Below are 14,064 nucleotides of genomic sequence, written 5' to 3' on the forward strand. Positions count from 1 at the left end.
ACCCGCACCCGTGCCCGCTGACCCCACCAGCCCCCGCACCACCCGAACCGCATCGCGAGGACATCATGCGCCCCTCTGCCCTCACCCTGCGGCGTGACTTCGCCGCCTCCGTCGTCGTCTTCCTGGTCGCCCTGCCGCTGTGCGTGGGCGTGGCGGTCGCCTCGGGCGTCCCCGCCGAGGTAGGTCTGATCACCGGCATCGTCGGAGGCATCGTCACCGGCCTGCTCCCCGGCAGCAGCCTCCAGGTCAGCGGTCCGGCGGCCGGGCTGACCGTCCTCGTCTACGAGGCCGTGGAGACCTACGGGCTCGCCGCACTCGGCGTCATCGTGCTGGCGGCCGGGCTGCTGCAACTGCTGCTCGGCGCGCTGCGCTGCGGCCGCTGGTTCCGGGCCATCTCCGTGTCCGTCGTGGAGGGCATGCTCGCCGGGATCGGCCTGGTCATCATCGCCGGGCAGCTGTACTCCATGGCGGATGTGACCGCGCCCAAGACCGGCATCGAGAAGATCACCGGCCTGCCCGGGCTCATCGGCGACATCGCCGGGTCCAGCGACACCTTGTGGGCCTTCGCGATCGGCGCCGGATCGCTCGTACTGCTGCTGGTGTGGCCGGTGCTGCCCGCGCAGGTCCGCGTGGTGCCCGGCGCGCTGGCCGCCGTGCTCCTGGCCACCGCCGCCACCGCCCTCGCCGACCTGCCCGTGCACAAGGTCGAGGTGCAGGGGCTGCTGGACTCGGTCAACGTGCCGGGGACGGGCGACTTCGCGGACCTGGGGCAGATCAGCCTGATAGGCACCGTGCTCGCCTTCACGCTGATCGCCTCCGCCGAGAGCCTGTTCAGCGCGGCGGCCGTCGACCGGCTGCACGACGGTCCGCGCACCGACTACGACAAGGAGCTGATGGCCCAGGGCGCGGGCAACGCCCTCTGCGGGGTGCTCGGCGCCCTGCCGATGACAGCGGTCATCGTCCGCAGCTCGGCCAACGTCCAGGCCGGGGCCGTCACGAAGGCGTCCCGTGTGCTGCACGGCGTGTGGCTGCTGCTGTTCGCCGCCCTGCTGCCCGCCGTCCTCGGTCTCATCCCGGTGGCCGCTCTCGCCGGAGTCCTCGTCCACGCGGGGTGGAAGCTGCTGCCGGTCAAGCATGTGGTTCCGCTGTGGCGCGAGCACCGGGGTGAGGCGGTCATCCTCGGGGTCACCGCCGTCGCGATCGTCACCGTGAACATGTTCGAGGGCGTCCTGATCGGCCTGGCGCTGTCCATCATCAAGACCGCGTGGGAGACCTCGCACATCCACAGCAAGGTCACCGACGCCGGGAGCGGGCCCATCCACGTCGCGCTCTCCGGCAACGCCACCTTCCTCCGGCTGCCGAAGATGCTGGACACCCTGGAGGGACTGCCCAAGGACCGGCCCATCGAGCTGGACCTGACGGGCCTGCGCCACCTCGACCACGCGTGCAGCACGGCCCTCACCAACTGGGCCGAGCGGCACAACGACGAGGACACCGTGCCGGTACGGATCTCCACGGCGGCAGGCGTGTGAGGCACCCCGCGGGCGTGTGAGGCGCCCCGCAGCCGAACAGCCCGCCTGAGCGACGGGGGCTGACGGCACGTCGGGGCTGCATGAATGACGGGAGCCACCCGGTCCGGACGGACCGGGTGGCTTCGTCGTGTCCGCGCGGCGCGTGGCGGCGGGGTCAGCGGCGGCCGGGAGCGGCCTCGGCGGCGCGGGTTCGCGCCAGGTCCGGCCCCTACGGACTCAGGAGCGGACTCAGGAGCCTGCCGGTCCCCCTGACGCGGCTCGCAGCCCTTCCGCCAGCACCTCGGCCAGGTGGCGGCCGCGCACGCCCGAGAGCTGGTCCAGCTGCGTACGGCACGAATAGCCGTCGGCCAGCACCTCGGCGTCCGGCGCCCGGTCCCGTACGGAAGGCAGCAGCCGCTCCTCCGCGCACGCCACCGACAGCTCGTAATGGCCCGCCTCGAAACCGAAGTTGCCCGCCAGGCCGCAGCAGCCACCGCTGAGTTCGCCGCTGAGCCCGGCCCGTTCGCGCAGTTTCCGCTCGGCCTCTTCGCCAAGGACGGCGTGCTGGTGGCAGTGGGTCTGGCCGACCACGGGCCGGTCCAGGCGGGGCGGCCGCCAGTCGGGCGCGTACTGGTCGAGAGCCTGCGCGAAGGTCCGTACGGACGCGGCGAGCCGGGCGGCGCGCGGGTCGTCGGCGCCGGTCAGCTCCGGGAGGTCGGACTGGAGGGTGGCCGCGCAGCTCGGCTCAAGGACGACGATGGGCAAACCCGCGTCCAGGGCGGGCTCGATGATGTCCAGGGTGCGCCGCATGACCTTGCGGGCATGGTCGAGCTGCCCGGTGGAGACCCAGGTCAGGCCGCAGCACACCGCGTTCCTTGTGCCGCCGGGTGCGCCACCTGGCGGGACGACGGCGCGCAGCCCGGCCGCCTCAAGAACGGCGACGGCGGCCCGGCCGACCGAGGGTGCGAGATAGTTCGTGAAGGTGTCGGGCCACAGGACGACGGTCTGCCGCCCCTCCTCCGCCCCCGCGCGCGCGTCCGCCCCGCCGTGCCTCGGGCGCCGTGGGAGTGGCTGCCCCTCCGCCCCCGCGCGCGCGTCCGCCCGCACGCGCGCGCGCCACCAGCGGGTGAACGGCTCGGGGGCGAGCTCAGGGATCACGCGCTCCGGGGCGATGCCGCCAACCCGCTTGGCCAGCGCGGCGAGCGGCGCCAGCCGGGCCGCCAGGTTCGCCGCCGGGGCCAGCCGCAGCGCCGCCGTGCCGCGCAGCCACACCGGCAGCCAGCCCATCGCGTAGTGCGCCGCGGGGCGCACCCGCCCCTCGTAGTGGTGGTGCAGGAACTCCGCCTTGTACGTGGCCATGTCGACGCCGACGGGGCAGTCGGTGCGGCAGCCCTTGCAGGACAGGCACAGGTCGAGTGCTTCGCGGACCTCCTCGGAGCGCCAGCCGTCCTCGATGACCTCGCCCGCCAGCATCTCGTGCAGCAGCCGGGCCCGGCCCCGCGTCGAGTGCCGCTCCTCGCCTGTCACGCGGTACGAGGGGCACATCACCCCGGCCCCGGAGGCGGTGGTGGTACGGCATTTGGCGACGCCCACGCAGCGCCGTACGGCCGCCGAGAAGTCGCCGCCGTCCTCCGGGTAGCCGAACTCGACGTCGACGGGCTGCTTCGGCAGCACCGCGAAGCGCAGGTTCTCGTCCATCCGGTGCGGCCTGGCGAGCATGCCGGGGTTCATGCCACTCGCCGGGTCCCACAGGTCCTTGAAGCGTTCGAAGAGGGTGACCAGTTCCGGCCCGTACATCTTCGGGAGCAGCTCGGCGCGCGCCTGCCCGTCGCCGTGTTCACCGGACAGCGAGCCGCCGTGGGCGACGACGAGCCCGGCGAGGTCGCGGGAGAAGTCCCGGAAGCGCGCGATGCCCGGCGCGGTGAGCAGATCGAAGTCGATGCGTACGTGGATACAGCCGTCGCCGAAGTGCCCGTACGGCGTGCCGCGCAGCCCGTGCTGGCCGAGCAACGCGCGGAAGTCCCGCAGATAAGGGCCGAGCCGCGCGGGCGGCACGGCGCAGTCCTCCCAGCCGGGCCACGCCTCGCTCCCGTCGGGCATCCGGGTCGCCGTGCCCGAGGCGTCCTCGCGGACGCGCCACAGCGCGCGCTGCCGGGCGGGGTCGGTGATGACCGCGCGATCGGTGGTGCCCTCGGCCGCCGCCCGCGCCAACTCCTCGGCACGCGCCCGCGCCTGCGCGGCGCTGTCGCCGCCGACCTCGACGAACAGCCACGCCCCGCCGCGCGGCAGCGAAGCGGCCGCCACCGGGCCCACCAGGTCGTTCGCCATGCCCTCGACGGTCAGCGGCGCGTGCGGCAGCAGGGTGTGCGCGGCCTCGGCGGCCGCGCTCTCGTCGGCGTACGCCAGCACCGCGAGCGCCCGCGCGCGTGGCGCCTCCACCAGCCGTACGGTCGCCTCGTGCGCCACCCCCAGCGTGCCCTCACTGCCGGTGAACGCGCGCGCCAGGTCGATGCCCTTCTCCGGCAGCAGCTCATCCAGGGCGTAACCGGAAATGCGGCGCGGCAGCTCGGGAAACCCGGTCCGCAGCAGCGCCAGGTCACCGTCCACCAGCGCCCGCAGCCCGTCCCGCAACCGCGCGGGCAGCCCACCCAGGCTGCCCTGACCGAGCCGCAGCCGTTCACCCCCGTACGTCAGCACGTCCAGCTCACGCACGTTGTCGGCGGTCGTCCCCCAGGCCACGGAGTGCGAGCCGCACGAGTTGTTGCCGATCATCCCGCCGAGCGTGCAGCGGCTGTGCGTGGACGGGTCAGGGCCGAACGTCAGCCCGTGCGCGTGGGCGGCGGCGCGCAGGTCATCGAGGATGACGCCGGGCTGGACCACGGCGGTACTGGCCTCCGCGTCCAGCGAGACGATCCGGTCCAGATGCCGGGTGAGGTCGAGCACCACCCCGGCGCCGGTGGCCTGCCCGGCGATCGACGTACCGGCACCACGCGGCACGACGGGCACACTGTGCTCCCGGCTGACGGCCAGCGCCGCCGCGATGTCATCGGCGTCACGGGGCGCCACGACGGCCAGCGGCACGCGCCGGTAGTTCGATGCGTCCATGGTCATGAGCGCCCGGCTCCCGGCATCGACCGCCACCTCCCCCCGCACGGCAGCGCGCAGCGCGTGCTCCAGCTCCCGGGCCGCCCCCTGGCCCTCACCGCCCCTGTCCGCGTCTTTCCTCAGCTGTGCCATGACTCCAGCGTGCATGCCGGGGGGCGGGTATGGCGGATCAACTCACGGGATTGCTGCGGGTGGCCCCTGGGGAGGACGCCGAGCCCCGGAGCGGCCGGGTCTCCGCTCGCCGCGTACTCGGCCGGAGGCGTGGTCAGCGCAGCGCCTCCAGCACACGGCTGCGCAGTGTCTCGTCCTCGATCGTGTCGGCGTCACGCCAGGCGGCGTCCGTGACCTCCTCGGTTTGCAGCTCGCCGACGTCGGCCGAGGTGCGGAAGAGGAACCGGAAGTCGAAGTGCCGGTGATCAGGCTCGCCCTTGGCTGGGTTGGCGGGGATGTCGTGAGCGTCGATGTGTACGGGGCGGTGCCCGGCTGAGACCACGACTGAGGCCGCGATGCCGGTCTCCTCGGTCAGCTCGCGCTGTGCGGCGGCGAGGAGGCTGGAGTCGTCGGCCTCCAGGTGGCCGCCGGTTCTTCAGGCTCTTCCCTGTGGTCGGTTGAGACCGCGTTGGGGAGGGGCCCATGGACGTTCTGGAGCACTGGAGTGTCGACTTCTACGACTTCACAGTTCCGCACCAACTCTTTGATGATCCACATCTCTTGAAGTTCGGAGACCTGCACGCCAGAGCTGCCGGCAACGGCGCTCGCCACGGCACCCCGGTGATCCTCTCGCCGTCCGGGCGGCCCGACTTCCGCGTCAACCTCTTCTTCCGGGAAGGGAAGATGGCGACGTGCGAGCCAGGGACGCGGTACGCGTACACGCTGATCGTGTGGCTCGACTTCCTGATCGCCATCGGCCGCTCATGGGACACCGCGACGGTGCGAGATGTCGAAGCGTTCAAGGACTGACGCCTCACCGATCTGCGGAACGACGAACGGATCAGGCCGACGTCCTTCGATACCGATCGCACTGGCCTCAACTCCTTCGACTCGTGGGCGAGTAAGCGCTACGGGATCTACCACCCCGTTCCAACCGTGCACGCCGACGACGTGGACGAGAGCGACGCGGCGCCCGGACTCGGATACGCGCGCAAGCGGCGGGGTCCGCTGCGCCCAGGCGGATCGACGCGGCGTCAGGAGAAGTGGCTGCTGCGATTGGCCTTGCAGCAGTGGCGCAACATCGGGCTGCGCGGCTACGGGTTCGATGGGATGCGTCGGGCGGGCTGGCGGGGGTGCAACGAGGACCGGGACTGCGCCTTCGTCGACGGTCTGTACGGGACGGGGCTGCGCATCCGTGAGTGGGCCAGCGTCCTTGACGTCGAGCTTCCGGTGTCGGGGAGGGACCGGATGGGGGAAGCGTGGCTGGCGGAGAAGTGCGTCAAGGGAGCCGGGGAGGGGCGGACGTACTGGATTCCGCGGCGGGTGCTGCAGTCGGTGGAGGGATACGCGGATCCACTGGAGGGGTCGAGGGTCGAGGCCATTCGCCGAGCCCAGCGGGCGGGCCGGTACGAGCGGCTGCGCGGAGTGCGCATCGTCACCGGCCACAATCCGCGGACCAGGGAGCTGTACGTCGAAGGACTCGATGGGCCCGCGACGCTGGCACTGGACGGGCTCGCCCCCGATGAGCGGCGGTTCCTCCTCCGTCGTGCGCCCCAGGGCCTGGAGCCGTTGTGGCTGTGGCTGTCGGTGAGCGGGCTGCCGAAGAAGGTCTACAGCTGGGAGGACACCTTCGACGCGGCGAACACGCGCATCGCGGAGGCGTGGGTGCGGGCGGCGGACCCGGACGGCAGCCTCAGCGAGGAGGAACGGGATCGGCGATCCGCGGCGAGTGCCCGCTGTGGGCCACGCCCCACATGTGCCGGCACAGCTTTGCCCTGAAATGGTTCTGCATCCTGTCCTTGCTGGAAGAGCGCCGCCTCGAAGGCTTCTCCGCCGAGGAGATCGAGGACTTCCGCGACCAGCTCGGCGATATCCGGCTTCAGATGTCGATCTTGTTGGGTCACAAGCACCCGGACACGTCCCGAGAGCACTACCTGGAGCCCCTCACCGGCTTGCAGCTGTCCTACTTGATGGCGCTGCTCGATGACGACGAGCAGGCGGGTGTCGACTCGTTGGTGCGGGTGTTCGCCCGTCATGGCGGCTCCACCATCGCCCCTGTTGCAGCGTCTGCCGTAGACCGCAGCGTACGCAGCGGTCGTGGAGGTTCTCGATGAGCGGGGGCGGAAGAGGTGGACGCCGCGCGTCTCAGCCCGGACCTCGGTCGCCGTGAAGCACCTGGGCGCCGACGCGCAGAGTCTGGAGGCCACCATCAAGGCGCTGTCCGACCCGACCAGCACCACCCCCGTCAGTTAGATCCTGCGTCGTGGCACCGTGCCGCCGCAGACCGGCTGACGCCCGAACTGCCTGTCCGGCCGGGTGCTCCCCGCGGCTGGTCCGGACAGGCCCCATCCCCCACCGCACACGCACGACCAAGGAGTAGCGGCGTGACTACACTCCGGCCGATGACTACTCAGACCCCCGACCCCGCCCGCATCGATGCCCTGCGCGAGGCGATGATCGCCGAGCTGCGCAAGCTGGGCGCGATCCGTACCGACGCCGTCGAGAACGCGGTCCGCACCGTCGGCCGCCACCTGTTCATGCCCGAGGAGACACCGGAGAAGGCGTACGCCGCCGAGCACGCCCTGATCACCAAGAGGGACGAGAACGGGGGGTCCCTCAGCTCCGTCAGCGCCGCCCGCATCCAGGCGTTCATGCTGGAACAGGCCGACATCCGCCCCGGCATGCGGGTGCTGGAGATCGGCAGCGGCGGCTACAACGCCGCCCTGATCGCCGAACTGGTCGGCGACGATGGCGAGGTCATCACGATCGACATCGACGCCGACGTCATCGACCGCGCCAACCAACTGCTGCCCGCCGCCGGATACGGCCGGGTGCACGCGCTCGTCGTCGACGGCGCCGACGGCGAACCTACCCATGCCCCGTACGACCGGATCGTGGTCACCGTCGAGGCGGCCGATCTCGCCCCGGCCTGGGTGGACCAGCTCGTCGAGAACGGGCGGATCGTGGTTCCGCTCAGGCTGCGGGGACTGACCTGGTCGGTCGCCTTCCAGCGGGAGGACGACGAACTGGCGGCGAGGGACTTCGAGGTCTGCGGGTTCGTCCCCATGCGCGGAACCGGCACCCGCGACGAACACCTGGTCGTACTGCACGACGGCACGGACGAAGAGGTCGGCCTGCGCCTCGACGAGGGCCAGGTCGACGCTGACCAGATGCGCAAGGCCCTGGCCGGCCCGCGCACCGAGGCATGGTCCTCGGTGACGCTCGGACTGGGACTGCCGTACGACGACCTGGAGATGTGGCTGGTCTCCGCGCTGCCCGAGTTCGCGCTGCTGGCCGCCACCCGCGAGGCCCGCGACCGCGGTGTGGTCGCCTCCTGGTCCCGCCGCGGGGTGGCCACGCTCCTCGACCGCGCCTCGGGCTCGTTCGCCTATCTGACGATGCGCCCGACCACGCCCGAGCGCAAGGTGTTCGAGTTCGGCGCCGTCGGCCATGGACTCGAGGCCGCCAAGACCGCCGAGACGCTGATCGCTCAGATCCGCACGTGGGACCGCGATCACCGCGGCCACAAGCCCGAGCTGAGGGCCTTCCCCACCGGTACCGGTGACCAGCAGCTGTCCGCCGGGGCGGTGCTGGATCGGACCGCCTTCCGCTTCACGATCTCCTGGCCCGCCGGACACTGATGTCCGAGCAGGCCAGGTGCAAGTGCACATCCATCACCAACCTCTGGAGGAAACAGTGGACACCGTTGGACTGAGCACGACCGGAAGCGACTTCGACCTGGACGTGACCTTCGCCGAGAAGGGCACGGTCATCGCGGAGCTGATGAACAAGACCAGCGACAACTGCGGCAGCACCAGCGAGAGCGCCTGCGCCGGCTGCATCACCGACTGATCAGCGTGACACCAAGGCCCGGTGCCGCGACCCCGCTCCACGGGGTCCGGCACCGGGCCGTCCCGTCACACAAGGGGAGGGGAACCTGCGGATGTACCGGTACGTGGACGCGGCCCTGCTACGGGCCGCCGCCTACCCGAGCGGGCTGACCATCCCGCCCCGGCCCGAGCCGATTGGCGACGCGGCGGCGGACACCGGGCGATGCCAGGAGTGGATCGCGCAGGTGTGGGGAGACGATGCGGTCGCTGAAGCGGTCGAGCTGGCCAGCCCCGCGCTTGCCCGCCGCATCGAGGAAATCCGTGCCGGGCAGGGGCACCGGCCCAAACAGGTCCGGCGGGCCGCCGCCGCGCTGGCCCGCTACATGCTGCGGTTCCAGTACCGCTCCACCCCCTTCGGCCTGTTCGCCGGCATCGCCCCCGCCCGCATCGCCGACACACTCGGCCTCGACTGGACGGACGCGCACCGGCCCACCGCCCGCGTGGACTCCGTGTGGCTCGCGGACGTCATCGACCGCCTGGAGTCGATACCCGAACTGCTACGGCGCCTTCCGGTAGTGGCGGACTCCACCTGCTTCGTACGCGACGAACGCCTGGTCGTGCCCTGCCAACGGCCCGACCGTGACAGCGACCGCGGCCCCGGCGAGATGAGCGTGCGGCACACCCGCGCCGTGCAGATGGTCATGGCCCACGCCGCCGCGCCCGTCACGGTCGACGACCTGACCGCCGAAGTCGCGGCCGAATACCCCGACACCCCCACCCGAGCCGTCGACGCCCTGCTGGCCGAGCTGGTGGCCCGCCGCGTCCTGCTCACCGCCGTGCGTCCGCCGATGACCGTCGCCGACCCCCTGGGACACGTCATCGCCGTGCTCGAGACGGTAGACACTGTCCACGTCGACTCCGCGCGGCCCTTGTTGAACGCGCTGAAGGACATCCGGGCGACGCTGACCCGGCACGATGCGGCCCCCGCATCGCAGCAGCGAAGTCTGCGGGTCTCGGCAGCCGAGGCGATGACCGCCCTCGCCCCGGCCGTGCAGGCGCCCCTGTCCGTCGACCTGCGGCTGGGTGCCGCGCTGACGCTGCCCCGGCCGGTGGCCCGCGAGGCGGAGAAGGCCGCGAGTGTGCTGGCCCGACTGACGCCGTTCCCGTCCGGCTCGGCGCCCTGGCAGGACTACCACGCCCGATTCCTGGAAACCTACGGGCCCGGCGCCCTGGTCCCCGTCGGCCAACTCACCGACCCCGATACCGGCCTTGACTTCCCCGCCGGATACCGCGGCTCCCGCCTTGCCCGGCCCGCTCCGGCCCTGAGTGCCCGCGACGAACAGCTCCTCGCGCTCGCCCAGCACGCCGCCATTGACGGCGCCCACGAAGTCCACCTGACCGACGAGATGCTGACCGGCCTGGAACACGCGCAAGACAGCGTCCCTCTGCCGCACATCGACCTGCGCTTCCACCTCCAGGCCCTCACCCGTCAGGCCGTCGAGGACGGCGACTTCACCCTCCACGTCAACGGCATCGCCCCGGCCGCCGGGGCCACCGCAGGCCGCTTCCTCGACCTCCTCGACGCCGCCGACCGTGACCGCATGACCGCCGCGTACACGGGCCTGCCGACCCTGACCAGCGGCGCCAGCCGGGCCCAGGTCTCCAGCCCTGCGCTGCACCTCCGCACGGACAACGTCAGCCGGGCCCCCGCCGTGGAACCCCACGTCATATCCATCGCCGAGCACCACCGAGGCGCCACGCTGGAGTTGGACGACCTGGCGGTCACCGCGGACGCCACCGGCTTCCGCCTGGTCCAGCTCTCGACCGGCCGGGTGATCGAGCCGTTCGCACTCAACGCGGTGGACCTGGGCACCTTCACTCATCCGCTGGCCCGGCTGCTGGTCGAACTGCCCCGTGCCCGTGCCGCCGCCTTCGGCCCGTTCGCCTGGGGCGCCGCCGCCCGCCTGCCGTTCCTGCCCCGCATTCGCTACGGCCGCACCGTTCTTGCCCCCGCCACCTGGCGCCTCACGGCCTCCGAACTCCCCGCCAGTGACATCGGGTTCGCCCCATGGGCCGAGCCTCTGAACACCTGGCGGCATCGCCTCGGTGTCCCCGCCGCCGTGCACCTCGGGGACGACGACCAGCGCCTGCGTCTGGACCTGGAACAGCCTGCCGACACGATGCTTTTGCGTGCCGAGCTGGACCGCGCCGGGCACGCCGTCCTGCGCGAAGCGGCCGACGAGGCCGCCTGGGGGTGGATCGACGGGCGCCCCCACGAGATCACCCTCGCCCTCGCCTCAACTGCCCCGCCCGCCACAAACCGGCACGCGGTGGGGGTCGGGGCCGTGGTCGGCCGGGATCACGGGCACCTGCCCGGCACCACCCGGTGGGCCTATCTCAAGCTCTACTCACCCCCCGACCGCATCCCCGACATCCTCATGCGCCACCTGCCCCGCCTCCTCGACGGCTTCGACGAGATGCCCCAGTGGTGGTACGTGCGCTACCGCGACCCGCACGACCACCTGCGGCTGCGCTTGCGCCTCCCGCACCCCGACGCGTTCGGCGAGATGGCGGCCAAGGCCGGCGCCTGGGCGGCCGAACTGCGACGCCACGGGCTGCTCGGCCGCATGCAGTGGGACACCTACTACCCCGAGACCGGCCGCTACGGCACCGGGGCGGCCATGGCCGCCGCCGAGACGGTGTTCGCCGCCGACTCCACCTCCGCCCTCGCCCACCTGACATGCGTGGCCGACAGCGGGGCCGACCCGCACGCCGTGAACACCGCCGGCCTCGTCAACCTCGCCGTCTCCTTCACCGGCGACACCCCGCGCGCGATGCGCTGGCTGATCGACCACATCGACCCAAGCACCGCTTCGCACCCGGCCCGCCCGGTCCATCAAGAAGCGATGCGTCTGTCCAACCCGTCCGACAACTTCGCCTCCGTACGCGCGCTGCCCGGCGGTGAAGCACTCACCGCCGCCTGGACAGCCCGCCGTCAGGCCCTGCGGCACTACCGCTCCGTCCTGGCAGAGGGCGGCACGAAGACGCCGGAGACCGTTTTGCCGTCCCTGATGCACCTGAACCACCTGCGTACGGCCGGGATCGACCCGGCCGGTGAGGACATCTGCTCACGGCTGGCCCGCTCCGCCGCCCTGGCCCACGCCGCCCGAAACCAAGGAGCCCTCGCGTGACCCCTTCCACGGCCACCGGCCCGGAACGCTCCACCCCCGGCCACGCCCCCGCCGCCCGTACTCTGAACGCCCAGTCGCTCGCCCACGGCACCGTCGGCACCACACTGGCGCACATCGAGCGCGCCCACCGCGGCCTCACGCCCTGGGCCGACGTGCACGCCCGCCTCGCGTCCTGCACCAAGGACCTCATCACCGGCGAGGGCGCCTCGCTGTACGTCGGCGCCCCGGCCGTCGCCTTCGCCCTGCACACCGCGGCCCGGGGCACCGGCCGCTACACCGGCGCTCTGCACGCCCTTGACTCCCAGATCACCCAGCTCACCCGACAGCACATCCAAGCGGCACACGCCCGCATCGACCGCCAGATACGCCCCCGCGTCGGCGAGTTCGACCTCTTTTACGGGCTCACCGGCCTGGGCTCCTACCTGCTCAGCCGCGACCCGGCCGCCCCGGTCCTGCGCGAAGTACTCACCTGCCTGGTGCGACTGACACTTCCCCTCGACGGCGACCCGGACCAACTCCCCGGATGGTGGACGGACCTCGATCCCTCCGGCCATCGCACCGAGGAGTTCCCCGGTGGGCACGGAAACCTGGGAATGGCGCACGGCGTCGCCGGGATTCTGTCCCTGCTGGCCATATGCGCGCGGGCGGGAGTGGTCGTGGAGGGCCAGGTCGCGGCGATGAAGCGGATCTGCGGCTGGCTGGACCGATGGCGACAGGGCACCGAGACCAGCCCGTGGTGGCCGCAGTGGATCACCCTGGCCGAGCACCGCACCGGCACCGTGAAGCAGTCCGGCCCGCTGCGGCCGAGCTGGTGCTACGGCACCCCCGGCCTCGCCCGCGCCCAGCAACTCGCCGCCCTCGCCCTCGGCGACACCGACCGGCAACTCCTCGCCGAACGCGCCCTCCTCGCCTGCCTGTCCGACCCCGACCAGCTCGGCCGCATCCGCGACGCCGGAATCTGCCACGGCGCCGCCGGCCTGCTCCACACCACCCACCGCGTCGCCCGCGACGCCGCCGTGACCGGCTTCGACGCCCACCTGTCCAGCCTGCGCACCCTGCTCCTGAAACAGGCACCCGCCGACGATGACGGATTCCTCGACGGCAAGGCCGGGCGCGCGCTCGCCCTGCTGACCGCCGAGACGCAGGGCACCACGGTCTCCGGCTGGGACGCCTGCCTGCTGTCCGGCTGACTACCCCGCCATCGCCGTAGATCCCGTCCGGCTTGTCGAGAAGAGGCCAACCCATGACCCCGAACCCCCGCACCACAGAGGTCCTCGTCCTGGCCGTCCTCGCGGGAACGCCGCTGGACAAGGCCGCCGCCCAGGCCCCCATGGAACCCACCCGCCTCGTCGAGGCCGTCGAGGTCTACAAGGCGGCCGGACGCGCCGCCCTCGACACAAGGGCCAGCCTCCGCGACTGGTACCAGATCCGTATCCAGTTCACCGACTGGAACAGCGCCGAACAGGCCGCCGCCACACGCCTGGCCCCCCAGCTGCGGCGAGCCCAGGAAGCCGGGACGATCGCCGAGTGGTGGTTCCTGCGTAAGCATCCCTGCTGGAGGCTGCGGTGCCGCCCCGGCCCGAAGGCCACCAGAGCCGAGATGACGGCCGCCGTCGGCGCAGTGCTGGACACCATGGCCGCCGACGGCGCCGTCGAACGCTGGTGGGAATCGATCTACGAACCCGAAGAGCTCACCTTCGGCGGACCGGCGGGCATGGACATCGCCCACGCCCTCTTCCACGCCGACAGCAGCGGCACCCTCGACTACCTGCGGCATACGTCCGGAAGCTCGGACCAAGTCGCTGTCGGCCGAAGAGAGTTGTCTGTCCTGCTGTGCACCACACTGTTCCGCGGTGCCCGCCAGGACACAGGCGAACAGGCCGACATCTGGCACCGCGTCGTACGCGAACGCCCCCTGACCGCCGAACCTTCACCGGACCAGCTGAACACCATGGGACCCGGCCTGCGACGGCTCATCAGCCTGGACGCCTCGCCCACCGGCACCCTCTTCGAACCCCACGGCCCACTCGCCTTCGCAGCCGAGTGGTCCGAAGCCTTCTCCACCACCGGCAGGCGGCTGGCCGACGCCGCCCGCGACGGCACCCTCGAACGCGGACTCCGCAACGCTCTCGCCAGCCACGTGATCTTCCACTGGAACCGCCTCGGCCTGCCCGCCGCCACCCAGGCCGTACTCGCACGGGCCGCCCGCGCCACCCTGATCACCCCACCCGACGATCGCCCAGCGCCGTAATGCACCCCGAACCCTCCGACCCCCAG

12 protein-coding genes are annotated in these 14,064 nt (G+C 72.1%); 10 read left to right on the forward strand and 2 right to left on the reverse strand.

Annotation, left to right across the window (positions count from 1 at the left end; all coding sequences use genetic code 11):
- The first annotated feature begins 65 nt into the window (after positions 1-65).
- Complete coding sequence (locus AC5P1B_RS09915) at positions 66-1,532, forward strand: SulP family inorganic anion transporter (protein ID WP_493886285.1); 1,467 nt, start codon at positions 66-68, stop codon at positions 1,530-1,532.
- Positions 1,533-1,760: 228 nt separating this feature from the next.
- Here the strand turns inward: AC5P1B_RS09915 and AC5P1B_RS09920 are convergent, their stop codons facing one another.
- Together AC5P1B_RS09920 and AC5P1B_RS09925 are read right to left on the reverse strand one after the other, a co-directional pair.
- Entirely contained in the window at positions 1,761-4,748 is a 2,988-nt protein-coding gene (locus AC5P1B_RS09920; RefSeq protein ID WP_493886286.1) for an FAD-binding and (Fe-S)-binding domain-containing protein, read from the reverse strand.
- Positions 4,749-4,881: 133 nt separating this feature from the next.
- Complete coding sequence (locus AC5P1B_RS09925; RefSeq protein ID WP_493886591.1) at positions 4,882-5,187, reverse strand: NUDIX domain-containing protein; 306 nt, start codon at positions 5,185-5,187, stop codon at positions 4,882-4,884.
- Positions 5,188-5,249: 62 nt separating this feature from the next.
- On the opposite strand from AC5P1B_RS09925, the gene AC5P1B_RS09930 reads away from it, so the two are divergent.
- From AC5P1B_RS09930 to AC5P1B_RS09970, 9 genes are all read left to right on the forward strand, one after another.
- Positions 5,250-5,576 (forward strand): hypothetical protein, encoded by a 327-nt coding sequence (locus tag AC5P1B_RS09930; RefSeq protein WP_493886288.1) that lies wholly within the window; start codon positions 5,250-5,252, stop codon positions 5,574-5,576.
- Positions 5,577-5,702: 126 nt separating this feature from the next.
- The gene (locus AC5P1B_RS09935; protein WP_493886290.1) at positions 5,703-6,545 is read left to right on the forward strand and encodes a hypothetical protein; all 843 of its coding nucleotides are present in this window, start codon (positions 5,703-5,705) and stop codon (positions 6,543-6,545) included.
- Positions 6,546-6,565: 20 nt separating this feature from the next.
- A complete protein-coding gene (locus AC5P1B_RS09940; RefSeq protein WP_493886292.1) occupies positions 6,566-6,880 on the forward strand; it encodes a hypothetical protein in 315 nt (104 codons plus the stop codon).
- A complete protein-coding gene (locus tag AC5P1B_RS09945) occupies positions 6,864-7,019 on the forward strand; it encodes a hypothetical protein (protein WP_493886294.1) in 156 nt (51 codons plus the stop codon). Before AC5P1B_RS09940 ends, AC5P1B_RS09945 begins: the two co-directional genes overlap by 17 nt.
- Before the next feature lie 149 nt (positions 7,020-7,168).
- Entirely contained in the window at positions 7,169-8,407 is a 1,239-nt protein-coding gene (gene fxlM, locus AC5P1B_RS09950) for a methyltransferase, FxLD system (RefSeq protein WP_493886295.1), read from the forward strand.
- A gap of 55 nt (positions 8,408-8,462) precedes the next feature.
- Entirely contained in the window at positions 8,463-8,618 is a 156-nt protein-coding gene (locus tag AC5P1B_RS09955) for an FxLD family lanthipeptide (protein ID WP_493886296.1), read from the forward strand.
- A 91-nt stretch (positions 8,619-8,709) separates the two neighbouring features.
- A complete protein-coding gene (locus AC5P1B_RS09960; RefSeq protein WP_493886297.1) occupies positions 8,710-11,787 on the forward strand; it encodes a lantibiotic dehydratase in 3,078 nt (1,025 codons plus the stop codon).
- The gene (locus AC5P1B_RS09965; protein WP_493886298.1) at positions 11,784-12,977 is read left to right on the forward strand and encodes a lanthionine synthetase C family protein; all 1,194 of its coding nucleotides are present in this window, start codon (positions 11,784-11,786) and stop codon (positions 12,975-12,977) included. The genes AC5P1B_RS09960 and AC5P1B_RS09965 overlap by 4 nt, the downstream gene beginning before the upstream one ends.
- Before the next feature lie 53 nt (positions 12,978-13,030).
- Positions 13,031-14,038, forward strand: a complete 1,008-nt coding sequence (locus AC5P1B_RS09970) for a thiopeptide-type bacteriocin biosynthesis protein (RefSeq protein ID WP_493886299.1) — start codon at positions 13,031-13,033, stop codon at positions 14,036-14,038.
- The last annotated feature ends 26 nt before the right edge of the window (positions 14,039-14,064 follow it).

This window comes from Streptomyces sp. A01, from assembly GCF_059026195.1.

Bases quoted from the DNA above. Each gene is read 5' to 3' on its own strand.
- AC5P1B_RS09915 (WP_493886285.1), top strand. From the start codon at position 66: ATGCGCCCCTCTGCCCTCACCCTGCGGCGTGACTTCGCCGCCTCCGTC.
- AC5P1B_RS09920 (WP_493886286.1), bottom strand. From the start codon at position 4,748: ATGGCACAGCTGAGGAAAGACGCGGACAGGGGCGGTGAGGGCCAGGGG.
- AC5P1B_RS09930 (WP_493886288.1), top strand. From the start codon at position 5,250: ATGGACGTTCTGGAGCACTGGAGTGTCGACTTCTACGACTTCACAGTT.
- fxlM (WP_493886295.1), top strand. From the start codon at position 7,169: ATGACTACTCAGACCCCCGACCCCGCCCGCATCGATGCCCTGCGCGAG.
- AC5P1B_RS09960 (WP_493886297.1), top strand. From the start codon at position 8,710: ATGTACCGGTACGTGGACGCGGCCCTGCTACGGGCCGCCGCCTACCCG.
- AC5P1B_RS09970 (WP_493886299.1), top strand. From the start codon at position 13,031: ATGACCCCGAACCCCCGCACCACAGAGGTCCTCGTCCTGGCCGTCCTC.